The organism is Mycolicibacterium novocastrense, assembly GCF_001499835.1.
Taxonomy (GTDB): Bacteria; Actinomycetota; Actinomycetes; order Mycobacteriales; family Mycobacteriaceae; genus Mycobacterium; species Mycobacterium novocastrense.
Genome location: NZ_LQIH01000005.1, coordinates 1 through 24,890, shown reverse-complemented (window position 1 = coordinate 24,890; position 24,890 = coordinate 1). Strand labels below are relative to the sequence as shown.

The 24,890-nt window shown below is 66.4% G+C and carries 23 protein-coding genes; 11 read left to right on the top strand and 12 right to left on the bottom strand.

Going from position 1 to position 24,890, the window contains the following annotated elements; translation table 11 throughout:
* Nucleotides 1-184: 184 nt before the first annotated feature.
* Both AU072_RS05545 and glgB read left to right on the top strand, forming a co-directional pair.
* On the top strand, nt 185-2,269 hold the full coding sequence (locus tag AU072_RS05545; RefSeq protein WP_064412865.1) for an alpha-1,4-glucan--maltose-1-phosphate maltosyltransferase: 2,085 nt from the start codon (nt 185-187) through the stop codon (nt 2,267-2,269).
* Nucleotides 2,270-2,273: 4 nt separating this feature from the next.
* The gene (gene glgB / locus AU072_RS05540) at nt 2,274-4,487 is read left to right on the top strand and encodes a 1,4-alpha-glucan branching protein GlgB (protein ID WP_064412864.1); all 2,214 of its coding nucleotides are present in this window, start codon (nt 2,274-2,276) and stop codon (nt 4,485-4,487) included.
* An 89-nt stretch (nt 4,488-4,576) separates the two neighbouring features.
* Here the strand turns inward: glgB and AU072_RS05535 are convergent, their stop codons facing one another.
* From AU072_RS05535 to AU072_RS05525, 3 genes are read right to left on the bottom strand one after another with little or no spacing between them, the layout of a single operon-like run.
* On the bottom strand, nt 4,577-5,470 hold the full coding sequence (locus AU072_RS05535) for a tetratricopeptide repeat protein (protein WP_174523793.1): 894 nt from the start codon (nt 5,468-5,470) through the stop codon (nt 4,577-4,579).
* 13 nt (nt 5,471-5,483) lie between these two features.
* Nucleotides 5,484-5,867 (bottom strand): DUF3817 domain-containing protein, encoded by a 384-nt coding sequence (locus AU072_RS05530; protein ID WP_082680957.1) that lies wholly within the window; start codon nt 5,865-5,867, stop codon nt 5,484-5,486.
* 44 nt (nt 5,868-5,911) lie between these two features.
* The gene (locus AU072_RS05525) at nt 5,912-7,093 is read right to left on the bottom strand and encodes an acetyl-CoA C-acetyltransferase (protein WP_064412862.1); all 1,182 of its coding nucleotides are present in this window, start codon (nt 7,091-7,093) and stop codon (nt 5,912-5,914) included.
* An 83-nt stretch (nt 7,094-7,176) separates the two neighbouring features.
* Between AU072_RS05525 and mce the strand changes: the two genes are divergently transcribed.
* Nucleotides 7,177-7,650, top strand: coding sequence for a methylmalonyl-CoA epimerase (gene mce / locus AU072_RS05520; protein ID WP_064412961.1), 474 nt, complete (start codon nt 7,177-7,179; stop codon nt 7,648-7,650).
* 9 nt (nt 7,651-7,659) lie between these two features.
* Here mce and AU072_RS27500 read toward each other — a convergent pair whose 3' ends face one another.
* Nucleotides 7,660-7,956, bottom strand: coding sequence for an Rv1322 family protein (locus tag AU072_RS27500; protein WP_082680956.1), 297 nt, complete (start codon nt 7,954-7,956; stop codon nt 7,660-7,662).
* Nucleotides 7,956-8,627 carry an endonuclease NucS gene (gene nucS, locus AU072_RS05515; RefSeq protein ID WP_064412861.1) on the bottom strand — a complete coding sequence of 224 codons (672 nt, stop codon included), beginning with the start codon at nt 8,625-8,627 and terminating at the stop codon, nt 7,956-7,958. Before nucS ends, AU072_RS27500 begins: the two co-directional genes overlap by 1 nt.
* A 45-nt stretch (nt 8,628-8,672) precedes the next feature.
* On the opposite strand from nucS, the gene AU072_RS05510 reads away from it, so the two are divergent.
* Entirely contained in the window at nt 8,673-10,277 is a 1,605-nt protein-coding gene (locus AU072_RS05510) for an adenylate/guanylate cyclase domain-containing protein (RefSeq protein WP_064412860.1), read from the top strand.
* Here AU072_RS05510 and glsA read toward each other — a convergent pair.
* Both glsA and AU072_RS05500 read right to left on the bottom strand, forming a co-directional pair.
* Nucleotides 10,266-11,558 carry a glutaminase A gene (gene glsA / locus AU072_RS05505; RefSeq protein ID WP_064412859.1) on the bottom strand — a complete coding sequence of 431 codons (1,293 nt, stop codon included), beginning with the start codon at nt 11,556-11,558 and terminating at the stop codon, nt 10,266-10,268. The genes AU072_RS05510 and glsA overlap by 12 nt on opposite strands.
* Before the next feature lie 9 nt (nt 11,559-11,567).
* Entirely contained in the window at nt 11,568-13,001 is a 1,434-nt protein-coding gene (locus AU072_RS05500) for a carotenoid oxygenase family protein (protein WP_064412858.1), read from the bottom strand.
* 64 nt (nt 13,002-13,065) lie between these two features.
* On the opposite strand from AU072_RS05500, the gene AU072_RS05495 reads away from it, so the two are divergent.
* Nucleotides 13,066-13,722: a TetR/AcrR family transcriptional regulator gene (locus AU072_RS05495; RefSeq protein ID WP_235629929.1), complete on the top strand. Its 657-nt coding sequence runs from the start codon at nt 13,066-13,068 to the stop codon at nt 13,720-13,722.
* An 84-nt stretch (nt 13,723-13,806) separates the two neighbouring features.
* Here AU072_RS05495 and AU072_RS05490 read toward each other — a convergent pair whose 3' ends face one another.
* Nucleotides 13,807-14,310 carry a hypothetical protein gene (locus AU072_RS05490; RefSeq protein ID WP_064412856.1) on the bottom strand — a complete coding sequence of 168 codons (504 nt, stop codon included), beginning with the start codon at nt 14,308-14,310 and terminating at the stop codon, nt 13,807-13,809.
* A gap of 85 nt (nt 14,311-14,395) precedes the next feature.
* A complete protein-coding gene (locus AU072_RS05485) occupies nt 14,396-15,604 on the bottom strand; it encodes a cytochrome P450 (protein ID WP_064412855.1) in 1,209 nt (402 codons plus the stop codon).
* Nucleotides 15,605-15,718: 114 nt separating this feature from the next.
* Here AU072_RS05485 and AU072_RS05480 point away from each other — a divergent pair, with 114 nt between their 5' ends.
* The 3 genes from AU072_RS05480 to AU072_RS05470 are packed head-to-tail and all read left to right on the top strand — an operon-like array spanning nt 15,719 to nt 18,558.
* A complete protein-coding gene (locus AU072_RS05480) occupies nt 15,719-16,912 on the top strand; it encodes a thiolase C-terminal domain-containing protein (RefSeq protein ID WP_064412854.1) in 1,194 nt (397 codons plus the stop codon).
* 7 nt (nt 16,913-16,919) lie between these two features.
* On the top strand, nt 16,920-17,339 hold the full coding sequence (locus AU072_RS05475) for a Zn-ribbon domain-containing OB-fold protein (RefSeq protein WP_064412853.1): 420 nt from the start codon (nt 16,920-16,922) through the stop codon (nt 17,337-17,339).
* 1 nt (nt 17,340) lies between these two features.
* Nucleotides 17,341-18,558 (top strand): CaiB/BaiF CoA transferase family protein, encoded by a 1,218-nt coding sequence (locus AU072_RS05470; protein WP_064412852.1) that lies wholly within the window; start codon nt 17,341-17,343, stop codon nt 18,556-18,558.
* 16 nt (nt 18,559-18,574) lie between these two features.
* On the opposite strand, the gene AU072_RS05465 is transcribed toward AU072_RS05470, so the two are convergent.
* Complete coding sequence (locus AU072_RS05465) at nt 18,575-19,747, bottom strand: amidohydrolase family protein (protein ID WP_064412851.1); 1,173 nt, start codon at nt 19,745-19,747, stop codon at nt 18,575-18,577.
* 160 nt (nt 19,748-19,907) lie between these two features.
* On the opposite strand from AU072_RS05465, the gene AU072_RS05460 reads away from it, so the two are divergent.
* On the top strand, nt 19,908-20,714 hold the full coding sequence (locus tag AU072_RS05460; protein ID WP_064412850.1) for a FadR/GntR family transcriptional regulator: 807 nt from the start codon (nt 19,908-19,910) through the stop codon (nt 20,712-20,714).
* A gap of 24 nt (nt 20,715-20,738) precedes the next feature.
* Here AU072_RS05460 and AU072_RS05455 read toward each other — a convergent pair whose 3' ends face one another.
* Nucleotides 20,739-21,563 (bottom strand): mycofactocin-coupled SDR family oxidoreductase, encoded by an 825-nt coding sequence (locus tag AU072_RS05455; protein ID WP_064412849.1) that lies wholly within the window; start codon nt 21,561-21,563, stop codon nt 20,739-20,741.
* A 172-nt stretch (nt 21,564-21,735) separates the two neighbouring features.
* Here AU072_RS05455 and AU072_RS05450 point away from each other — a divergent pair, with 172 nt between their 5' ends.
* Nucleotides 21,736-23,232 (top strand): DNA-3-methyladenine glycosylase 2 family protein, encoded by a 1,497-nt coding sequence (locus tag AU072_RS05450; protein ID WP_064412848.1) that lies wholly within the window; start codon nt 21,736-21,738, stop codon nt 23,230-23,232.
* Between the two features lie 127 nt (nt 23,233-23,359).
* Here AU072_RS05450 and AU072_RS05445 read toward each other — a convergent pair whose 3' ends face one another.
* Entirely contained in the window at nt 23,360-23,926 is a 567-nt protein-coding gene (locus AU072_RS05445) for a dihydrofolate reductase family protein (protein WP_064412960.1), read from the bottom strand.
* A gap of 249 nt (nt 23,927-24,175) precedes the next feature.
* Here AU072_RS05445 and AU072_RS05440 point away from each other — a divergent pair, with 249 nt between their 5' ends.
* Complete coding sequence (locus AU072_RS05440) at nt 24,176-24,679, top strand: methylated-DNA--[protein]-cysteine S-methyltransferase (protein ID WP_064412959.1); 504 nt, start codon at nt 24,176-24,178, stop codon at nt 24,677-24,679.
* Nucleotides 24,680-24,890 lie beyond the last annotated feature (211 nt).

The window sequence follows — 24,890 nt, the reverse complement described above, 5'->3', positions numbered from 1 at the left end:
GGGCGCTGGTCGAACTGCTTGGCCCGCTTCGGGTTGGGCTGCGCACTAACGTGGGTATAGGGCGCGACGAGGCTTATTCATCTTGACTGTGAACGCGACCAAGACGACGCAGCGGTCCCGTCGGCGGTGCCGCCGAGCACCTCGGTGGCCGCGCCAGAAGAAGGACCAGAAGAAGGAGTGGTAGGTGGCCGGTCGAATCGAGATCGATGACGTCGCGCCTGTCGTCTCCGGGGGGCGGTACCCAGCCAAGGCGGTCGTCGGAGAAATCGTTCCGGTCGCGGCCACCGTGTGGCGAGAGGGCCACGACGCGGTCGCGGCCACCTTGGTGGTGCGCTATCGCGGCACGGCATATCCCCAGCTTGCTGACGATCCGCCGGGGCTGGTGTCCGCCGAAGCGGTGCCGATCGAGACCGTGCTCGGCACGACGCCGCGCAAAAAGCCTCAGCATCTGCCCATGTCGACCGGGCGGACTCCCGATGTCTTCCACGGTGTGTTCACCCCCGACTGCGCCGGACTGTGGACGTATCGGGTGGACGGCTGGGGCGACCCGGTGGCGACCTGGCGTAAGAGCGTGACCGCCAAGCTCGACGCCGGTCAGAGCGAATCGGAGCTGTCGAACGACCTGTTGATCGGAGCCAATCTGCTGGAACGCGCCTCCACCGGTGTGCCGCGTCAGCATCGCTATCCGCTCATCGAGGCCGCGGCGCGGCTGCGCCAACCCGGCGACCCGTTCGCCCGCGCCGGCGCCGCGCTGGCACCGGAGGTCACCCGTCTGCTCGATGAGTATCCGCTGCGTGAGTTGGTGACCCGCGGCAAGCAGTACGGCGTCTGGGTCGACCGCCCCGAGGCGCGGTTCAGCGCCTGGTACGAGTTCTTCCCCCGTTCGACCGGCGGCTGGGACGCCAAGGGCAACCCGGTGCACGGCACCTTCGCGACCGCCACCAAGGCGCTGCCCCGCATCGCCCGGATGGGCTTCGACGTCGTCTACCTCCCGCCGATCCATCCGATCGGCAAGGTGCACCGCAAGGGCCGCAACAACAGCGTCACCGCCGCGCCCGACGACGTCGGCTCGCCGTGGGCGATCGGCAGCGACGAGGGTGGCCACGACGCGGTCCATCCAGACCTGGGCACGATCGACGACTTCGACGACTTCGTCGCCGCGGCGCGCGACGACGGCATGGAGGTGGCGCTCGATCTGGCGTTGCAGTGCGCCCCCGACCATCCGTGGGCCAGGGAACATCCCGAGTGGTTCACCGTGCTGCCCGACGGCACCATCGCCTACGCGGAGAACCCGCCGAAGAAGTACCAGGACATCTACCCGCTGAACTTCGACAACGACCCGGCCGGGCTCTACGAAGAGGTGCTGCGGGTGGTTCGGCACTGGATCTCGCACGGCGTCAAGATCTTCCGGGTCGACAACCCCCACACCAAGCCGCCGAACTTCTGGGCCTGGCTGATCGGCCGGGTGAAGAACGAGCACCCCGATGTGCTGTTTCTCTCAGAGGCGTTCACCCGTCCCGCGCGGCTGTACGGACTGGCCAAACTCGGTTTCACGCAGTCGTATTCGTACTTCACCTGGCGCACCGCGAAGTGGGAGCTCACCGAGTTCGGCCAACAGATCGCCGAGCACGCCGACTACGCCTGCCCGAACCTGTTCGTCAACACCCCCGACATCCTGCATGAAAGCCTGCAGCACGGGGGCCCTGGAATGTTCGCGATCCGCGCGGTGCTGGCGTCGACGATGAGTTCGGCGTGGGGTGTGTACTCCGGATTCGAACTCTACGAACACCGCGCCGTCCGGGAAGGCAGCGAGGAGTACCTCAACTCCGAGAAGTACGAGTTGCGACCCCGTGACTACGACGCAGCGCTGGCCGACGGTGAATCGCTGGAGCCGTTCATCACCCGACTCAACGAGATCCGCCGGCTGCATCCCGCGCTACATCAGTTGCGCACCATCACGTTCCACCACGTCGACAACGACGCACTGCTGGCCTACAGCAAGTTCGATCCCACCACGGGAGATCAGGTGCTGGTGGTGGTCACGCTCAACCCGTTCGGACCCGAAGAGGCCACGTTGTGGCTGGACATGCCCGCCCTCGGGATGGAGCCCTACGACCGGTTCTGGGTCCGCGACGAGATCACCGGCGACGAATACCAATGGGGGCAGTCCAATTACGTCCGCCTTGACCCGGTGCGCGCGGTGGCACATGTGTTGAACATGCCGCAGGTGCCCGCCGACCAACGACTCAATCTGCTGCGTAGGGAGTGACAACATGACGCAGACCAAACAAGCGAGCAGCCCACATCTGCGGCCGCACACCGCCGACCTCAACCGGTTGCTGGCCGGCGAGCACCACGACCCGCATTCGGTGCTCGGTGCGCACGAGTACGACGACCACACCGTGATCCGCGCCTACCGACCCCATGCCGTCGAGGTGGTCGCGGTCATCGGCGGGGAGCGGTATGCGTTCCAGCACATCGAATCCGGGCTGTTCGCGGTGGCGCTGCCGTTCACCGGGCTGGCCGACTACCGACTCGAGGTGCACTACACGGGGGGCGACGGGTCGACCCAGGTGCACACGGTGGCCGACGCGTACCGGTTTCTGCCGACGCTCGGCGAGATGGATCTGCACCTGTTCTCCGAGGGCCGCCACGAGCGGCTGTGGGAGATCCTGGGCGCGCATCCCCGCCGCTACACCACCCCCGACGGTGTCGTCGACGGTGTCTCGTTTGCGGTGTGGGCCCCGAATGCCAAGGGTGTCGCCCTGATCGGCGAGTTCAACCATTGGGACGGCAATGAAGCCCAGCTTCGCGTGCTCGGTTCGACCGGCGTGTGGGAGGTGTTCTGGCCGGGCTTCGAGATCGGCGGGTTGTACAAGTTCCGTATCCACGGCGCCGACGGTTCGGTCAGCGAGCGCGCCGACCCGATGGCGTTCGCCACCGAGGTGCCGCCGAAGACCGCCTCGAAGGTGACCCAGAGCGATTACACGTGGGCGGACGACGAGTGGATGACGCGCCGCGCGGCCCAGAACCCGGTGTTCGAGCCGATGAGCACCCTCGAGGTGCATCTGATGTCGTGGCGCCCGGGTCTGAGCTATCGCGAACTGGCCACCCAGCTCACCGAATACGTCGTCGAGAACGGTTTCACCCACGTCGAGTTGATGCCCGTGGCCGAGCATCCGTTCGGCGGTTCCTGGGGCTACCAGGTGACCTCGTACTACGCACCGACGTCGCGCCTGGGCTCCCCCGACGAGTTCCGCCATCTGGTCGACACACTTCACCAGGCCGGCATAGGTGTGATCATGGACTGGGTTCCCGCCCACTTCCCGAAGGACGCGTGGGCGCTCGGACGTTTCGACGGCACCGCGCTCTACGAGCACTCCGACCCCCGCCGCGGTGAACAATTGGATTGGGGCACTTACGTCTTCGACTTCGGCCGGCCCGAGGTGCGCAACTTCCTGGTGGCCAATGCGTTGTACTGGCTGCAGGAGTACCACATCGACGGCCTGCGGGTGGATGCGGTCGCCTCGATGCTCTACCTCGACTACTCCCGACCCGAAGGCGGTTGGACCCCGAACATCTACGGCGGTCGCGAGAACCTCGAGGCCGTGCAGTTCCTGCAGGAGATGAACGCGACCGTGCACAAGGCCGCCCCGGGCATTGTCACGGTCGCCGAGGAATCCACGTCCTGGCCGGGCGTGACGAGGCCGACAAACCTTGGCGGCCTTGGCTTTTCGATGAAGTGGAACATGGGCTGGATGAACGACACGCTGGAGTTCATCAAACGCGATCCGATCCACCGCAGCTACCACCACCACGAGATCACGTTCTCGATGCTCTACGCGTTCAGCGAGAATTATGTGCTGCCGATCAGCCACGACGAGGTCGTGCACGGCAAGGGCACGCTGTGGGGCCGGATGCCGGGCAACGACCACAACAAGGCCGCCGGACTGCGCAGCCTGTTGGCCTACCAGTGGGCGCATCCCGGCAAGCAGTTGCTGTTCATGGGCCAGGAGTTCGGCCAGCGTGCCGAATGGTCCGAGGAGCGCGGCGTCGACTGGTACCAGCTCGATGAGAACAGCTTCTCGACGGGCATCCAGCGCATGGTGCACGACATGAACACCGTCTACCGCACCAGGCGGGCCCTGTGGTCCCAAGACACCCGCCCGGAGGGCTACAGCTGGATCGACGCCAACGATTCGGCGAACAACGTGCTGAGTTTCCTGCGCTACGGCGACGACGGCTCCGTGCTGGCGTGCGTGTTCAACTTCTCCGGCGCCGAGCACACCCGCTATCGCCTGGGGCTACCGCACGCGGGCACCTGGCGCGAGGTGCTCAACACCGACGCCGACATCTACAACGGGTCGGGCATCGGCAACTACGGCGCGGTGGAGGCAACCGACGAGCCGTGGCACGGGCGTCCGGCGTCGGCGGTCATGGTGCTGCCACCGCTGTCGGCGCTGTGGTTCGAGTACGAGCCCGCCTGATGTGCCGGGGCGCTCCAGTGTGCGCTCAGATCGTCGTTTCGGCCGGATTCGGGGCGATTGTCGATCTGTGCGCACACTAGCGCCGGGCGCTAGTACAGCGCGTTGGCCAATTTGCGCCGGCCCGCGATGACCTCGGGGTCGGCCGGATCGAACAGATCGAACAGCTCGATGAGGCGAGTACGCACGGTGGTGCGATCGTCGCCCGACGTCCGCTTGACGAGATCGATGAGCCGGTCGAAGGCCGCGGCGACGTTCTGCTGGAGGACCTCGACGTCGGCGGCGGCGAACGCCAGCTCGATATCGCCGCGGTCCGCGTCGGCGGCGGCGATCGCGTCGGGCGTCCGGGAGGTGGCGCGCTGCAGGAAATCGATCTGGCGCACGGCGCCCTTGGCTTCGGCGTGACCGGGGTTGGCGTCGAGGATCGCCTGGTATGCGGTGCGTGCGGCGTCGAAGTCGCCGGCGTCCAGGTGCGAACGCGCCTGCGCGAGTTCGGGATCGACCTGTTCGGGGTCCCCCTCCTCAGCACCGCCGGGCAACTTGCCCGCGACCGCGTTCAGCAGCGAATCGATCCACCTGCGCAACTGCTCGGGGGGCTGCATGCCCTGGAAACTCGACAGGGGTTGGCCGGCGGCCAGTGCGACCACGGTCGGGATCGCCTGCACACCGAACATCTGCGCCACACGGGGCACGACGTCGACGTTGACCGTCGCCAACGACCACTTACCGCCGTCGGCTGCGGCCAGTTGCCCGAGGGCATCGCCCAATTGGACGCTGGCATCGCTGCGCGGTGACCAGAGCAGCACCACGACGGGAACCTGGCTGGACCGGACCAGCACCTCGGCTTCGAGGTTCGCCTCGGTGACTTCCACTCCACCGGAGGGGGCCGACGATTCGCCGTCGCCGGTCGAGGGGCGCTGCTTGAGGGCGGACAGATCAACCGCACCGGCCATCGAGGCCGCGATGGAAGGGCGTGGACGACTCACGCCCATAAGTTTGTCACGTCGTTTCGGCAACCGGCTGCCCCGGTTGCGCGATGGGCGCGACGACGGACTCCGCTCCCAACCGGCCGGTGCGCTCCACCCATATGAGGAAGACCACGCTGCCGAGCGGCACGATGCTCGCAACGATCCCCAGCAACCACGTACCGGTCCCCCACCTGAACATCACGGTCGCCAGCAGCCCCAGCACGACGAACGCCACGAAGACGGCGCCGTGGGCGGGTCCGAAGACCTTGACGCCGATCTCGGTGCGCGGGGCGCCGAGGTACTTGAAGTACATACCGATCAGCAGTCCGACCCAGCTCACCGCCTCGAGCAGGGCGACGAAACGAAACCATCCCGCGACGGTGCGCTGGTTCAGCAGGCGAGTCATGGCCGCCATTGTGCCCCAAACACGCGTTGATTACTACACGCCGTCGTAGGCCTTCAGCGCGCGCGCAGGATCAGTGCATCACCCTGACCGCCCGCACCGCACAGCGCCGCCACCGCGTAACCGGAACCACGCTTGGCCAGCTCGAGTGCGGCATGCAGCGTGATGCGGGCGCCCGACATCCCGATCGGGTGTCCGATGGCGATCGCACCGCCGTTGACGTTGACCTTGTCCGGATCGACTCCGAGCTCCTTCGTCGAGGCCAGCGCGACCGCGGAGAACGCCTCGTTGATCTCGATGACGTCGAGCTGATCGACCGAGATACCCTCGCGCGCAACCGCCTTCTTGATGGCGTTGGCCGGTTGCGACTGCAGCGTGGAGTCCGGGCCGGCGACGACACCGTGCGCGCCGATCTCACACAGCCACGACAGCCCCAGTTCCTCGGCCTTGGCTTTGTTCATCACGACGACGGCGCACGCACCGTCGGAGATCTGCGAGGCCGATCCGGCGGTGATGGTCCCGTCCTTGCGGAATGCCGGCTTCAGACCGGCCAGCGATTCGACGGTGGTGTTGGCGCGGATGCCTTCGTCCTCGGAGAACTCCAGGGGGTCGCCCTTGCGCTGCGGGATCTGCACCGGCACCACCTCATCGGCGTAGACGCCGTCTTTCCAAGCGGCAGCGGCCTTCTGGTGGGAACGGGCCGCGAACTCGTCCTGCTCGGCGCGGGTGAACTGGTCGACCTCGTTGCGCTGCTCGGTGAGCGCGCCCATCGGCTGGTCGGTGAACACGTCGTGCAGACCGTCGTAGGCCATGTGGTCGAGCACGGTGACGTCGCCGTATTTGTAACCCGCCCGACTGTTCATCAGCAGGTGCGGCGCCTGGGTCATCGATTCCTGGCCGCCGGCCACGACGACGTCGAACTCGCCCGCGCGGATCAACTGGTCGGCCAGCGCGATCGCGTCGATACCCGACAGGCACATCTTGTTGATGGTCAGCGAGGGCACGTCCCAGCCGATGCCTGCCGCGACGGCCGCCTGCCGGGCCGGCATCTGCCCGGCGCCCGCGGTGAGGACCTGGCCCATGATCACGTATTCGACGGCGGAGGCGGGGACCTTGGCCTTCTCCAGCGCCCCCTTGATCGCGATCGCGCCGAGATCGCTGCCGGAGAAGTCCTTCAGCGAGCCCATCAGCTTGCCGACGGGTGTACGGGCCCCGGCAACGATCACCGACGTGGTCATTTACTACCTCCAAAAAGTGGGTATATCGATGTGTGTTCCATGACACATTCCGCAAACATCTGTCTCAAGGTTACCGTTACGTTATGACCACCGAACACGTAGACGCACGTCCAGCGCTCGCCAGCGCACTCGTGACGGCGATCGATCACGTGGGGATCGCCGTTCCGGACCTCGACGCCGCGATCAAGTGGTACCACGATCACCTCGGCATGATCGTCCTTCACGAGGAGATCAACGAGGACCAGGGTGTGCGCGAGGCGATGCTCTCGGTGCGTGGCGCCCCGGTCGGCAGCGCGCAGATTCAGTTGATGGCGCCGCTGGACGAGACCTCGACCATCGCCAAGTTCATCGACAAGCGCGGCCCCGGTCTTCAGCAACTGGCCTACCGCGTCAGCGACATCGACGCGCTCAGCGAGCGCCTGCGCGCCGACGGCGTTCGGCTGCTCTACGACGCCCCACGTCGCGGCACCGCGAACTCGCGGATCAACTTCATTCATCCCAAGGACGCCGGCGGGGTCCTCGTCGAGCTCGTCGAGCCGGCTTCCGACAAGCACTGACGGCGGTCACTAGGACCACCTGCGGGTCGGGCCGCGCGTGGCGCGGTGCGTCCAGCACGGCGTGTGCCAGTGGCGACGGTCGTCGGCCGCCCGCTCCCCCATATCGGCCGGAAGCACCACGACATGTGCTGTCCCGGGCCGGATTTCGTGGTCACACCCCGGACACCGGTACGTCTTGGTGGCACGCGCGGCGGCGATCGGACGCACCTCGTAGTCGTAGCCGTCGGGCCCCGTCTCGATACGGCGGGACGCAGGAAGCGGCGGTGGCGGCCGCTCGGAACGCCGACGAGACCGCTTGCGGGCCATCAGAACAACCGGAACTCGTCGCTGTCCATACCGCGCATCTTGTCGTAGTCCAACGTGACGCAGCGGATACCGCGGTCGGTGGCCAGCGTGCGGGCCTGCGGCTTGATCTGCTGTGCGGCGAAGACGCCGGCGACCGGGGCCAACAGGCTGTCGCGGTTGAGCAGTTCGAGATAGCGGGTGAGCTGCTCGACCCCGTCGATCTCGCCGCGGCGCTTGATCTCGACCGCGACCGAACCGCCGTTCGCGTCGCGACACAGCAGGTCGACCGGGCCGATCGCGGTCATGTACTCGCGCCGCACCAACGTGTAACCCGCGCCCAGCAATTCGACGTGCTCGGCCAGCAGCTCCTGCAGATGCGCCTCGACACCGTCCTTGACCAGGCCGGGATCGACGCCGAGTTCGTGGCTCGAGTCGTGTTCGATGTCTTCGACGGAGATCCGCAGCTGCTCACCGGCCTTGTTCTCGACCACCCACACGGGCGTCGGGCCGGAGGTGTCCTCGGTGAGGCGACACGGCGGGGTCATCCAGTTCAGCGGTTTGTAGGCACGGTCGTCGGCGTGCACGCTCACCGAACCATCCGCCTTGATCAGCAGCAGCCGCCGCGCCGAAGGCAGGTGTGCGGTCAGGCGTCCGACGTAGTCGACAGTGCACTGGGCGATCACGAGACGCACCCGACCACCTTAGGCGGCCGCCCGGCGATTTAGGCTGAGGGGACGATGACCGCCAACGGGAGCGTCGCACAGCGGCTGGGTCGCGTCCTGGAGACGGTGACCCGCCAGAGCGCGCGGCTGACCGACACCCCGGAATACGGGTCGTGGTTACTCGGGAAGCCCCAAGAGAGTCAGGGGCGGCGACGCGTCCGCATCCAGGTGATCCTGACGTTCTTCATACTGTTCACCAACATCCTCGGCATCGCGGTCTCGCTGCTGCTCAACGGGGTCGCCATCCCGGTTCCCAGTGTCTTCACCGACGCACCGGCCTGGCTGACCTGGGGCGTGGTTCCGGCCTACATGGTGGTCGCGCTGATCTTTGGCACGACCTGGATCACGTCGCGCACCGTTGGCTCGCTGCGGTGGGCGATCGAGGAGCGGGCACCGACCCGCGAGGACCAGCGAAACGTGTTCCTGGCGCCGTGGCGGGTGGCCAAGAAGCTTCTCCTGCTGTGGGGCATCGGCACGGTGCTGCTGACCGTGCTGTACGGCATGCAGGACCCGGCGTTCATTCCGCGGTTCCTGCTCGCGGTGGGCTTTCCCGGCATCGTGGTGGCGACCGCCTGCTACATGATCACCGAGTTCGCGCTGCGCCCGATCGCCGCTCAAGCACTCGAGGCTGGTCGCCCGCCGCGGCGGCTGGCGCACGGTGTCATGGGGCGAACGATGACGGTCTGGCTGCTCAGTTCCGGAGTGCCGGTGCTGGGCATCCTTCTGCTTGCGGTGTTCGCCCTGGCGCTGCGGAACCTCACCGCCACCCAATTCGCGGTGGCCGTGATGATCATCGCGGTGATCGCCCTCGCCTTCGGGCTCACCCTGATGTGGCTGCTGTCGTGGCTCATCGCCACCCCGGTACGCGTCGTGCGAACGGCTCTCAAGCACGTCGAGGAGGGCGACCTGGACTGCAATCTCGTCGTTTTCGACGGCACCGAACTCGGCGAGCTACAGCGGGGGTTCAACTCGATGGTGCAGGGGCTCAAGGAACGCGAACGCCTGCGGGACATCTTCGGACGCCATGTCGGCCGGGAGGTCGCCGCCGAGGCGGAGAAGCAGCGACCCAAGCTCGGCGGCGAGGAACGTCACGTCGCAGTGATCTTCGTCGACATCATCGGGTCGACGAAGCTGGTCACGGCCAAGCGCGCGACCGAGGTCGTCGACCTGCTCAACCGGTTCTTCGCCGTGGTCGTCGAGGAGGTGGATCGTCACCACGGCTTCGTCAACAAGTTCGAGGGCGACGGCGCACTCGCGGTGTTCGGGGCGCCGGTGCGTCTGGAGAACCCGGAGGATTCGGCGCTGGCCGCCGCGCGGTCGATCGCGCGGCGCATCCACGAGGAGGTGCCCGAGTTCGACGCCGGCATCGGGGTGGCCGCCGGTGAGGCGGTGGCCGGCAATGTCGGCGCCCGGGAACGTTTCGAGTACACCGTCATCGGCGAGCCCGTCAACGAGGCGGCACGGCTGTGCGAACTGGCCAAGGAGACTCCCGGACACATTCTCGCCAGCGCCGACGCGCTGCGCGGCGCTAGCGAAACCGAGTGTGCCCACTGGCGATTGGGTGATGAGGTGACGTTGCGGGGGCACGACGAGCCGACGAGGTTGGCCCTACCCGCCTGAATCACCCGAGCCGAGGTGCGCCGTAGCGCTCAGCGCATCCTCGAGTGTGCCGTACACCCTGGCATCGAAGCCCGCGGTGTGGCTCGCCGTCAGGACCCGGTCGGGGTCGACCACGTAGCCCTCCTTGCCGGCCGCGACGAGCGATTCGCGCATGCCCGCGAACATGCGGCGCGCCGCGTCGTCGATGTCGTCGACCCGTGACAGTTCCAGAATCGCGACGTCGAATGCGTCGCGCTCGCGATAGACCCTGCGCAGCACCTGCTCGGCACCGGCGAACAACAGGTCGCCGTGCAGTTCGAAAACCCGCACACCCGGTTCGACGTCGTACGCGTTGCGGATCGTCGACCGGGATTCCCGGGTGTGCGCGAGGAAGTGCAGGCCGAGCTCCGCAGACATGCTGCGACACACTTCGGTCCCTCGCACGCTGTTGCCTTTGGCGTCCAACCGCGGTGAGTAGACGCCGATTCCGAGCTGCCCGGGCAGCACGGCCGCGATGCCGCCGCCGACACCGCTCTTGGCGGGCATGCCGACGGCACTCGCCCAATCCCCTGCCGCGTCGTACATCCCGCACGTGACCATCACGCTCAGCGTGCGTTGCACGACCGCCGCACTGGCCACGCGCCGCCCAGCCACCGGCTCGACGCCACCGCGGGCGAGCGTGGCGGCCATGACGGCCAGATCGGTGCTCGTCACCTGGATCGAGCACTGCCGGAAGTAGACGTCGAGAGTCTCGTCGGGATCGCCGTCGAGTACGCCGAAGCTCTGCAGCATGTAGGCGATCGCGCGGTTGCGACTACCGGTGGCCTGCTCTGAACCGTAGACGTCGTGATCGATTGCGAGCTCGCGGCCCGCAAAAGCCGAATAGAACTCGTGAATCTGGTTGAACCGCTCGTCGGCCGTGGCGCCGGGTATCAGCGAGGCGGCGGCGATCGCACCGGCGTTGATCATGGGATTCTTCGGCGTTTTGGTGGTTTCGTCGACGCTGATCTGGTTGAACGCCTCACCGGAGGGTTCAACGCCGATCTTGGCGTCGACGGCGTCCATGCCCATGCGCTCCAGCGCGAGCGCGTAGGTGAACGGCTTCGATATCGACTGGATGGTGAACTCGATTGCCGTGTCACCGGATTCATAGACATAGCCATCGGCCATCGACAACGACAGGCCGAATCCCTTGGGATCCACGCGTCTCAGCTCGGGGATGTAGTCGGCCAGCGCCCCTTCGTCGTTGTCGGCGTGGCGCTCCCGAATCTGGTCCAGGAGCGACTGCACCAGTTCGGCCATGGCGCAATCCTAGGCCGGTACCCAGTTTCCGTGGAACCCCGCGGGAACGCGGTGCGGTAGCCGGATGGTCGCGACGTCTTCCAAGGTCTGCGCATCGAGTAGTGCCAGCTCACTGCGGTCGGTCCGGCGGTCGTAGACATAGCCCATCAACACGCCGTCGTCCTCGGCCGCGTCCGGTGACGAGGGCTCGAAGACGAACTCCCCGAGCACTTTTCCGTCACCGAACGACCGCGATTGGGTTCTGCCGCCGACGAGATCGTGCTTGAGCAGGACGTCGGCGGCCTCGCCCTCGCCGACGCTGGGCGCATACCCGTAGCGGTGCCGCTTACCGACGCGGCGTTCGTCGACACGGGGAAACTCCTGACCGCGATCGTCGATGCGCGATTCGCGGACCTTCCCGTCGGCGAGATCGACCGTCCAGCGGTCGAGCGTCGGGGGCCCCTCGTCGGGGCCAAGCTGGTTGGTGTCGAACATCTTCGGGTGCCGCACCACGTCGAGCACGATGGTGTCGCCGTCGTCGTAGGCGTTCATCGGATGGAACACGTAGCAGGGCTCGACGTCGAACCAGCGCACATCGGCATTGCCGCCCTCGCGTGGCATCACCCCGACCCGCGCCGGATACCGAGGGTTCCACGAGTACGGGAACCGGCGATCGGTTGTCTGACCCCGCGGTTGCCGCGCGCTGATCGGGTCGGGAATGCGCACCCGGCCGATGAGGGCCGACAACACCAGCCGGGACACGGAACGAAGACCGCGCGGAACCGTCATCCGGACCGCCATACCGGTGTCGAACGTCACCGGCAGGTCGTAGAACACGACGTGGTTCTCGGTCAGCGAGAAGTCGTGCATCATCGGGCTTCCCGCCACCTCGATGTCGACCGTGCGTCGCGCGCGCCCGTCGGCATCGATCACCGAGTACTGCACCGTGTTGCCGCGGTACATGCTGTAGGAGACGGCGTGCAACTCACCGCTGTCCGGGTCGCGCTTGGGATGGGCGGTGCAGCCACCGGTCAGCGTCCCGTCGAAATCACAGGCACCGACGGTGTCGAGCTCGTCGGTGAGTTCGACGTGGGTGACGCCGGACTCGATCAGCGCGATCGTCTTACCGGCATGTCCGATGACGTTGGTGTTGGCGCCGATTCCCGAGATCGGAAAGTGCCCCTTTGGCGGCTGCTCTCCCAGAGCCCGCGCGGTCTGCGGACCACGGACCCACCGGTTGCGATACCACTCCGCCCTGCCCTCGCGAATCCGGATCCCGTGCACCATCCCGTCTCCGATGAACCAGTGGTACAGCTCGGGGTCGAGCTCTCCGATCGGGTTTGGGCCGTTGCGCAGATAACGGCCGTCGAGGTGCTCGGGAATCGTCCCGGTGACGTCCAGGTCGGTCAGCGTGTGCTCGTCGTGGATCGGCGCGAAGGCGCCTTCGAGGTAACGGTTCGTCATCGGACATCCCTATAACAGTGTTATGACCCCCTCTGTATAACACCGTTATGGCACCATGGCAAGGGTGAGCACCGCTCGGGAACAGCTGGTCGAGGCCGGCATCCGCATCCTCGAGCGCGACGGCCTGGCCGCGCTGAGCGCGCGCAACCTCGCCGCCGAGACCGGAACCTCGACGATGGCGGTGTACACCCACTTCGGGGGCATGTCGGGTTTGATCGACGCGATCGCCGGCGAGTCGTTCCTCCGCTTCACGCGGGCCCTGACCCAGGTCACACCGACCGATGACCCGGTCGCCGACTTCTTTGTGATGGGCGCGCGCTACCGCGAATTCGCGCTGCAGAACCCGCAGCGCTACCAGATGATGTTCGGCACCGCGGCCGAGTCATTGAACAGGTACCACGCCGATCTCACCGCCACCGGCAGCGCCAGCGCCCGAAGCGAGTGGGCCGCGTCATTCGACGCACTGCTGACCGGCGTGCGCCGGATGATCGCGGCCGGGCGCATCCGCGACGACGGGGAGGCGGCCGTCGCGGGGCGGCTGTGGAGCATCAGCCACGGTGCGGTGCTGCTGGAGGTCGCCGGATTCTTCGGGCACGAGGGCCACGGCCTGACTCAGATACTCGAACCGTTGATCGTCGACACCCTCGTCGGAATGGGCGACGAGCGCGACCGCACGATGCAGTCGCTGACGACCGCCATGGCGACACTGTCCGGACCGTAGACCTTCAACGCCGGGACGGACCGAAATCTCAACCGAGCGTTTCGAGTCGATCGGCAGCGAGTCGGCGGGTGTCGGTCGGTCCCGTCAGCTCTCGTCGTGTCCCACTTCCGCGGGCAGCGGTGGCGGCAGCGGCTTTTGCGATGTCGTGGGTGCCGAACTCGCCGCCGGGGGCGACATCCCGGGGCTCGACGCGGAGACCTCGTGGAAATCCAGCATTGCCTCGTCGCGGATGACGCGTGAGCCCTCCGCGAGGATCAGCGACTCCTCGGAGACGGTGTAGGTGATCCCGTTGTTGTCGACCGTGAACGTGTTCCCCGACTTCTGCGCGGTTTTGATCAGTTTCGCGCCGTCGCGCAACCGCACTCCGCGGTATTCGTAACCGCCGTTGGGTGTCTCACAGATCGCCACGCGCGACGTGGCGGTGCTGCCGAACACCACCGCCGAGTAGGGCGCCGCACACCGCGCGGTCGAGTCGACGTAGCCGCGGGTGTCGCTGGCCGGCGCCGCGAGGGCCGACGGCAGGGTGAACGCGGCCGCGGCCGAGCATGCGGCCACGGCACCGATCAGAAACCATCCTCGATTCGACATTGCTTCCACGACACCACGACATCGGCATCTGCGCACCTGACAAAGGCCGACTGGCCCGAATCGTTAGCACGCCGCAACCGGCCCGTTAGCTGGACCTCGGCGTGAACCGCACCGGAAGGGACGACAGACCGGAGGTGAGACTGGTCGCCGCCCATGTCTCCGGGCCGGCCTGCTCGATGTCGGGTAGGCGCGTGAGCAACTCACGGATCATCACCGTGCCTTCCGCCCGGCCCAGATGCGAGCCGACGCAGAAGTGCGGGCCGCCGCCACCGAACGCGATGTGTTCGCTGCGTTTGCGGTCGATGTCGAAGGCTTCGGGGTCGTCGTAGACCCGCTCGTCGCGATTGCCGGAGCCGTAGTACATGACCACGCGATCCCCCTTGGCGATCGGCTGGCCGGCTAGCTGGGTGTCCTCGGTGGCCAGGCGGCGGATGTAGACGACCGGCGAGAGCAGACGCAGCATCTCCTCGATCGCACCGGGCAGGAGCGCGTCGAGATCCTCGACCAGACGTCGACGGACGTCAGGATGATCGAACAACAGCTTCATCCCGCCCGAGATGAGGTTGCGCGACGTGTCGAGGCTGCCGTCGGTGAGAAGTATGAAGTTGCCGATGAACTCCATGTCGGTGATCGGGCGACCGTCGACTTCCATGTTCGCGTAGGCGCTCAACACGTCATCGGCAGGGTTGGCCTTCTTCGCGGCGAACGCCTCGAAGCCCATGCCCGCCATCTCGATGAACGCCGCATGAAACGCCTCCTCCCCCACGATGTCCGGGGAGCTGTGCGTGATCATGAACAGCTCGTGCAGGCGGTGACCGTGTTCGCGGGGTATGCCAAGCAGGGCCGCCGCCGTGTAGCCGGCCATCTGACCGGCCAGCTCGACGACGTCGCACTCGCCGAGACCGGCCACCTCGTCGACGATGCCGGAGGCCAACCGCTGCAGGTCCGGGATCATGTGTTTGACCCGCGCCGGGATCAGGCGCGGCGCAATCACTTTGCGAAAGTGTGCGTGTCGTGGTGCGTCCATCGACAGGAACCCGACCTCGATCTCCGCGTCCACGATGCCGACCGACGGTGAGGACTGGAACAGCTCGGGATGGTGCTCTATGTGGCGGATATCGGCGTTGCGCGTCACCGCCCAGAAAAAGCCGCCGTCCGGGGCAGGGTGCTTGTAGACGGGCGCATTGGCCCGCAGCCATCGGTATTGCTCGAAGGGGTGGCCGTTGCTGAACGACTTCGCCGAGTACAGATCGATGGGGATCTCCGGCGCGGCGGCGTCAAGTGTGTCGGTCATCTACAACCTCCGGGTCTGTACCTGCCACCGGCATGCGTCGCGAACCGCGCCCACGTCCGGCGGCCAAGCCCGAATACTGTCATATTTGAGGTGTTTGACGCTAGGGTGCTTTTCATGTCCGCGCCGTCAACGCACCCGTTGCGTGACCGCTGCGCGATCGTCGGGATCGGCGCCACCGATTTCAGCAGGAAGTCCGGACGGACCGAACTGGCGCTGGCCGCGCAGGCGTGTACCGCCGCGATCGCCGACGCGGGCCTGGCACCGGCCGACGTCGACGGCATCGTGCGCTGCGAACAAGACGCGGTGCGCCACAACGACGTGGCCGACGTTCTGGGCCTGCCTTCGTTGACCTACTGGGGATCGACCGGCACGGGGGGTTCGGCCCCGGCCGGGATGGTGGCGCAGGCTTGCGCGGCCATCGCCGCCGGGCTGGCGCGGTCCGTGTTGGTGTTCCGCTCGCTCAACGGGCGTTCGGGCGCTCGTTTCGGCCGGGGGCGGCGCCAGAACGCACCCGTCGGCGGGAACGGCTCGTACGACGAGTTCTTCCTGCCCTACGGCCTGATGGCCCCCGGTCAGATGTTCGCGTTGATCGCCCGTCGGCACATGATCGAATTCGGCACCGAGCCCGAGCATCTGGGTGCGATCGCACTCGCCTGTCGCGAGCACGCCAACGCCAATCCCGCCGCGCAGATGCACGGCAAACCGATGACCATGGCCGACTATCTGGACTCCCGGCCGGTGACCGAACCGCTGCGCCTCTACGACTACTGCCTGGAAACAGACGGTGCGTGCGCCGTCGTGGTGACCTCCAGCGAACGGGCGCGCGATACCGCCTCCACGCCGGTGTCGATCCGCGCGGTGGCCCAGGGCGCCGACGCCTACCAACAACCCGGGTTGGTCTTCCCGGCGCTGATGCGAGAAAGCCTGGTCGAGCAACCGTCGCGACGGACGGCCGAAACCCTGTATCGCAGAGCCGGTTTGGGACCGGAGGAGGTCGACGTCGCGCAGCTGTACGACTGCTTCACCATCACCGTGCTGCTTCAGTTGGAGGACTACGGCTTCGCCGCCAAGGGTGAGGGGGGTCATTTCGCCGCGAGCGGCGCACTGCGCGCCGGAGGCACCCTGCCCATCAACACGGCAGGCGGAAACCTGTCGGAGGGTTACATCCACGGACTCAACCACGTGGTCGAAGGAGTGCGGCAAATCCGAGGGCATTCGACCAGTCAGGTACCCGGCGCCGAGGTGTGCCTGGTGACGTCGGGACTACCGACCGCCACCGGCGCCCTGATGCTCACCGCCGCCCGATAGGACTTCCATGACCGATGCACCCTCCCCCGTCGTCGATGACCCGGACACCGGTGGATTCTGGCAAGCAGCACAACGCGGAACACTCGCGGTCCAGTGGTGTGACGCATGCGATCAACCGGTCCACCTTCCGCGGCCACAGTGCCCTCGGTGTGCTTCGGAGACCCTGGCCTGGCGCGAGGTCGACGGTGAGGCGACCGTGTATTCCTGGGCGGTGGTACATCATCCGGTCCATCGCGCGTTCTCGGTTCCATACACCGTCGTGCTGGTCGCTCTCGCCGCACACCCCGCGGTCCGACTCATCGCGCACCTCGACGGGGCACCGCCCCTGCACGAGGGGCAGCGCATGCGGTTCTTCACGCGCCCCGATACCAGCGGAGCGCTGCTGCCGCAGTGGGCGCCCATCACCGAGAGCGGGGAAGGGGATTGACGTGACCAAGGTGCTGCAGGGTGTGCGGGTGCTGGAGGTGGCCCTGTACGGCTTCGTACCGGCGGCGGCCAGCGCGTTGTCCGACTGGGGAGCCGACGTGATCAAGGTCGAGCATCCCGAGACCGGTGACCCGATTCGCGGCCTGGCAGCGTTCGGGGTCAAGCCCGGCGACGGCGGGGTGACCATGCTGTGGGAGGTACTCAATCGCGGAAAGCGTTGCGCGGGAATCGACATCGCCCATCCAGACGGGTACGAAGCGCTGATGGCGCTCGTCGACCAGGCCGATGTCTTCCTGACGAACTTCCTGGGGCCGGCCCGCCAGCGCCTGCACATCGACGCCGAACACATCCGGGCACGAAACCCGCGCATCATCTACGCCAGGGGAACCGGTCACGGCGTCCGGGGTCCCGACGCCGACCGCGGCGGCTTCGACGGTATTTCCTACTGGGCGCGCGCCGGTTTGGCGACCGCGGCCATGCCGGCCGATTACGACTACCCGATCAATCTGCCGGGCCCGGCCGTTGGAGACATCCAGGCCGGACTGAACCTGGCGGGCGGCATCTGTGGGGCGCTGTATCACCGTGAGCGCACGGGTGAGGGTGCCGTCGTCGATGCGTCGCTGTTGTCGGCGGGCCTGTGGGCCATGCAATCCAGCATCGCTGGCAGCTATGTCACCGATCGCGACCAACTGGTCAAGGGTGACCGGCGCCGTCCCGGCAATCCCCTGGCCAACGTATACCGGACCGCTGATGGCCGTTTCGTCTTCCTCGCCATGCTCGAAGCCGACCGGTACTGGCCGGGATTCTGCCGCGCCGTCGGTCGGCCCGAGTGGATCGACGATCCGCAATTCGCGACCGCCTCGTGCCGGCGCAAGAACATCGAGCGCTGCGTCGCACTCCTGGACGAGTTGTTCGCCGAACAACCACTGGAGCATTGGAAGACTGTGCTCGACAGCCAGGAAGGGCAGTGGAGCGTCGTGCAGTCACCCCGCGAGACGCTCAGCGACCAGCAGGCTTGGGACAACGGCTTCTTCACCATGGTGAACTACGACAACGGCGCGCGGTTGCCGTTGGTGCCCGCCCCCGTCCAGTTCGACGAGGCGCCGGGAGATCTGCGCCCCGCACCCGGACACGGGGAGCACACCGACGATTTGCTCCGCGCGTGCGGATACGACGATGAGACGATCATGAACCTGAAGATCGGCGGCGCCATCACCTGACCCCGGTGGTATCGGCTCAGGCCGAACGCGGAAAGTGAAACAGGTTGCGCGCGTTGGTTTCGGCAATCATCGCCACCTCGTCGTCGGGCACGGCGGCCAGGGCTTCAGCGGCGCGTTTACGGCAGTTCGGCCAGTTGGAATCCGAGTGCGGGAAATCGCTTTCCAGCATGATGCGGTCGACCCCGATCTTGTGCCGGCTTTCCACACCGTGGTCGTCATCGATGAAGCAGGTCCAGAAGTGTTGGTGGAACAACTCCGAGGGGCGGGCGTCGAAGTCGATGTCCTGGTAGTAGCGGTGCCGTTCCCAGGTGAAATCGGTTCGTTCGAGCATGTAGGGAACCCAGCCGATGCCTCCCTCGGCCAGGGAGAACTTCAGGTTCGGGAACTGCTGGAGCTTGCCGGACAACAGCAGATCGACCGTCGTCCACCAGGAGTTCGTGGCGAACACGGCGATCGCCACAGCGAAGGGGGCCGCCTTGCTTTTCATGGTCTTGGGCGCGAACGGCGCACCGGAAAACGAGAAGCCGGGCACATAGCCGCCGGCACCGAAGTGCAGCGACACCGGAAGCTCGGCGTCCGAACACAGCTGCCACAGCGGATCCCAGTGATCGGTGTGGAATGACGGGAGACCGAAAACCGATGTGGTGTCGGGGAACGAAAGTGTCCGCGCGCCCTTCGAGACGAGGCGTTCGGCTTCGGCCACCGCCGCGTCGATATCCCAGAACGGCACCATCCCCAGCGGGATGTACCGGTCCGGCGCCGTGGCGCACCATTCGTCGATGTAGAAGTCGTTCCACGCTTGAATACACAGCCGCGCAAGCTCTTTGTCCTTGCCACGAAAAAACGTGCTTCCCGCGAAACCGGGAAATGAGGGGAAGCACAGGGCGGCATGGACGCCGTCGACGTCCATGTCCTTGACCCGCATCGCGGGGTCGTAGCACCCGGGGATCATGTCCTCGTAGCGCACGGGGTCCACACCCCACTCCTCGCGAGGCTTACCGGCCACGGCGTTGAGTCCGATGGTGGGGAACCGCTCGCCGTTGTAATGCCACAACTGGCTGCCGTTGACGTCCCTGATCTGCGGTGCGTCCTCGTGCCACCGCGTGGGCAGGCGATCCACCCACACACGGGGGTGCTCCACCAGATGGTCGTCGACGGAGATGATCTGGTGCTGTTCCTGTAGCGGCATGGCATCCTCCTGATGCCGGCGTCGACGGCGTCCATGTCCGTCGTGACGGCGACTGCTCAAATATACCTATATTTGGTCTACGTACAAGCTTTCCGAGCCGCGACGAGTACGCTGAATGTGCGAGTATTCACGCGTTCTTGCGGGCAAGGCGGTATGAGGGATGACGGTTGACGACTGGCGGGCCGACGGTCCCCGTCAGGAGCTGGTTGCCCGGATCCGTCGCGGCAAGCTCTCGTTGGGTATCGCCCAGGACATCGTTCGGCGCATCGCACTGGATCAGCTGTCGGCCGGGAGCCCGCTTCCCACCGAACAGGCGATGGCCGCCGAGTTCGGCGTCGGCCGGGCCTCGATCCGCGAAGCCCTGCGGGTGCTCGAATTACAGGGAATCGTCGAGATCCGCCGGGGCAACGGCGGCGGTCCGGTTGTCGGCCACCGCGGCCCGCAACGCTTCGGCGAGACGATGACGATGCATCTGCAGCTGGCCCACGCGACGATGCGCGACGTCAACGAGTCAATGATCTATCTCGAGCCGCTGGCGGCCGAACGGGCCGCACTGCGAGTTCGTGAGGGCTCGGCCGATCCGCACCTCGTCGCGCAGATGGTCGAGGAGAGCCGCCGCGGGATGGCCCGAGTGACCGAGCAGAATCTGTCCAGCCACGACTACGTGGACTCGGGCAGCCGCTTCCACATCGTGGTCCGCGACATCTGCCCGAACCCGGCGCTCGACCTTCTCACCGAGTCGGTGAGCCACATCTTCTCCAGCCGCACCGCGCAAGGTGGCGCCAACCTCTTCAGTGACATGACGAGAACCCGCCTGCACTTCGATCACATCCGCATTGCCGATGCCATCGAAGCCGGCGATCCGGACGCGGCGCGCGAACTCATGCGTGAGCACATGACCACTGCGTCGCAGGCGATCTTCGAGGTTGCGCCGGACTTGGCCGACAACCTTGTCGACTGGCAGTGACGGGCCCGTGGGTCGGGCCGCGCTTCACACGTTGCAGAATCCGGCATCGACGGGCAGGCACACGCCGGTGATGTAGCGGCCCCGCTCGGAGACCAACCAGGCCACCGCGTCGGCGATGTCCTCGGGCTGAAGGATGTTGACGTCCGGCAGAACGTTGCGAAGGTTGGCCAGTGGCCGCTCGGCGACGGTTGCGATCCAACTGGAGAACGCCTCGTTGCGGGTCATCCCGGAGTCAACACCGGTGGGCAGTATGGCGTTGACGCGAATGTTGTGCGGCCCAAGTGTGTTCGCGAACACCCGCATCAAACCGAGGATGCCCGACTTCGCGGCGGTGTAGCCGTCGAGGCCACCCCAACCGCCGGTGAAACCCTTGACCGCGGCCGTGGAGCTCGTCAGTACCACCGATCCGGGACGACCGGCCTCGACGAGTGCTGGGGTGGTGGCCTTCACGGTGTTCCATACGCCGGCAAGCATGATGTCGATCGCGTCCTTGAAGGCGCGGGCCTCGTCGACGTCGGAGGGGTAGGCGCACCCGCCGGCGTTGGCGATCACGATGTCGGCGCAGTCGACCCCGAGTTCATGGGTACCGGCCGAAAAGGCTTGTCGGACTTGGTCGAATTCGCGGACATCGGCGATCTGGAGGCTGGCCCGCTGCCCGGCCTTCTCCACCAGTCGGCGGGTTTCCTCGAGTTCGTCCCGTGTACCCATGGGGTAGGGAATGGTCTCGATATCGGCGCAGATGTCGACCGCGATCACGTCGATGCCGTCGGCGGCCAGGCGCACGGCGTGAGCCCTGCCCTGCCCGCGAGCCGCCCCCGTGATCATTGCGACCCGCTGCGCGCCCGTCATCGGTCTCCGTCGGTTCTCGAATGTTCGACTATTTGGATCAACGTACGGCGGGTGCGGCTCCACCGTCAAGCATCCCGTTTCGCGACCGCATGGCCGGTACCCACTTCGGCCCCCAATGACCATGTCGGTTTTCCGCCAGTTCTGTCGGTGGTCGCGTGTAAAGGTGAGAGACATGTACGACGATTTCGACCGCTGCTACCGGGCCGTCCAGTCCAAGGACGCTCGGTTCGACGGTTGGTTCGTCACCGCGGTGCTCACCACCGGAATCTATTGCCGGCCGAGCTGTCCGGTCCGCCCGCCGTACGCCCGCAATATGCGGTTCTATCCGACCGCGGCAGCCGCGCAGAAGGCCGGATTTCGCGCCTGCAAGCGGTGCCGACCCGACGCCTCCCCCGGGTCACCGGAATGGAACGTCCGTGGCGATGTCGTCGCGCGGGCCATGCGGCTGATCGCCGATGGCGTCGTCGACCGCGATGGTGTCACCGGACTGGCCGCCAGACTCGGATACACGACCCGCCAGGTCGAGCGGCTCCTACAGGCAGAGGTCGGCGCCAATCCGCTCGCGTTGGCGCGGGCACAGCGTTCGCAAACGGCACGTGTGCTCATCGAGACTACCGAATTGCCCTTCAGCGACGTCGCATTCGCATCAGGCTTCTCCAGCATCCGTCAGTTCAACGACACCGTCCGAACGGTGTATGACCTTCCTCCGACCGCACTCCGCCAGCGCGCGCGAACACGCCTGGGCCGCAACGACGACGGTGTCGGAGCCATATCGCTGCGACTGCCGGTCCGCACCCCGTTTGCGTACGAGGGATTGTTCGGCCACTTGGCGGCCAGTGCGGTGCCGGGCGTCGAAGAGGTGCGCGACGGCACTTATCGGCGCACACTGCGATTGCCCAACGGCAACGGAATCGTCTGTCTCACACCGCAGCCGGACCATGTGCAGTGCCGCGTCGCACTCGAGGATTTCCGCGACCTCGCCACGGCCATCGCCCGCTGCCGACGGCTCCTCGACCTCGATGCCGACCCCGAAGCGGTCATCGATGCGCTTTGCGCCGACGCCGGCTTGAGCGCCCTGGTCGCCAAGGCTCCGGGGCAGCGCATTCCCCGCACCGTCGACGAACAGGAACTGGCCGTGCGAGCGGTACTCGGCCAACAGGTGTCGGTAAAGGCGGCGCGCACCCATGCCGGCCGCCTCGCGTCCGCGTACGGTCAACCGATCGCCGATGTCAACGGCGGTCTGACGCATGTCTTTCCAACGGTCGAGCATCTCGCCGAGATCGACCCCGCCCATTTGGCATTTCCGAAATCCAGACAACGGTCCCTGACGTCGCTGATCCGCGCGCTGGCCGACGGTGACGTGGTGCTGGATGCGGGCTGCGATTGGAATAACGCACGTGAGCAACTGCAGACGTTGCCGGGAATCGGGCCGTGGACCGCGGAGATCATCGCCATGCGCGGGTTGGGAGACCCCGACGCGTTCCCGGTGACCGACCTTGGCGTGCGGGTGGCGGCCGAGCAGCTGGGCCTGCCCGCTGATGTGCGGTCGCTCACCGAACACAGCGTCCGTTGGCGACCGTGGCGGTCGTATGTGACGCAGCATCTGTGGACCGCGCTCGATCATGCGGTCAACGACTGGCCTCCTAAGGATGCGGTCGCCGCGGGCTAGCTCCGCGCCGAACTGTTTAGCCGCTCACGCGGGACGTGAGTGGTGGGTGTTCGATTGGCCGACTTCAGATTTCAGGGCGATGGCGCGTGTGGCGATACGGGTGTCGCCGATCGGAGCTGTCCTTCGGTCAGTCGCGTTCGGCCCCGTATCGCAGCAGGACCGTGCCGCATGGGAAGGTGCGGTTCTCCAACAACTGCAACGAGATCCGTCCCGGCAGCTTCGGAAAGAACGGAGTGCCGCCGCCGACAGCGGTGGGCGCCACCACGAGCCGATACTCGTCCACCAAGCCGGCCTGCACGATCGGTGCGGCCAGCGTGGCACCGGCGACCTCCAGATTGCCGTCGGTTTGGGCCTTCAGCTTCCTTACGACCTCGACCGGGTCGCCGCGTTCCAGTCGGGCGTTCCATTCGACGAACTCCAGGGTGTGCGAGAACACGACTTTGGGCATATCGCGCCAGACGCGGGCGTAGTCGACGATCAACGGGGTGGCATCCGGGGCCTCGTCGGCGGTCGGCCAGTAGGCGGACATCAGTTCGTAGAGCCGCCGCCCGTAGAACGACAAGGCGGTCTCGCGCTCGAAGTCGTTCCAGTACTGATGCAGTTCATCGCTCGGAGCCGACCAGTCGATGTTGCCGTGCGCGTCAGCGATGTATCCGTCTATCGAGACGTTGAAGCCATAGATGAGTCTGCCCACGCTGATCAGACTGCACCGGACCGCAGAATTCATCGCGGCGCCACACCGTCGCCCGGTGACTCCACGAGCCGGCGTGACGACGATGTCGGATTTCCGCCAGCTCGATCGGTGGACGCGTGCCATCGTGAGAGAGTGCACGAGATCCGCGGTGGTGAGTCGACCACGACAAGCCTGTCCGGTTCGGCAACGACCCGTGGCGAACATCGGCGGTCATATGCCACACGAACGGCGGCTGCCGAAGGAGAAGCGATGAAAGCCCTACACTTCCGTGTCGTCGACAGCCCCGTTGGCCCGCTCACGTTGGCGGGTACGGATAGGCGGTTGAGGCACCTACGGATGGTCGACCAGACATATGAGCCCAGTCGCGAAGGCTGGATACCCGACGATGACGCCTTCCCCGAGGCTGTCGGGCAGCTCGAGGCCTACTTCGCCGGTGAGCTCACCGAATTCGACTTGGACCTGGAATTGGTCGGTACGCCGTTCCAGCGGAAGGTCTGGTCGGCACTGCTGACCATTCCCTACGGTGAGACCCGCTCGTATGGTGAGATCGCCCGCCAGATCGGCGCAGCCGGTGCATTCCGTGCGGTGGGTTTGGCCAACGGACACAACCCGATCGGCATCATCGTGCCGTGCCATCGGGTCATCGGCGCCAACGGCAGCCTCACGGGATACGGCGGCGGCCTCAACAGGAAGCGGGCGCTACTCGACATGGAGAAGAGTCGCGTCTCGCCGGCGTTGACCTTGTTCGACTGAACCGGCTGCCGGGCCACCACAAATTTCGAGCGCCGGCGCCAACTCACAATCCGAATTCGCAAGCGCCCGGACACGGGTTGTGCCGTACAAATGCCTGTGGCCCCCAATCGAATTGGGGGCCACAGGGCTTAATTTGTGTTCGGCGGTGTCCTACTTTTCCGCCCGGGTTGGGCAGTATCATTGGCGCTGGCAGGCTTAGCTTCCGGGATCG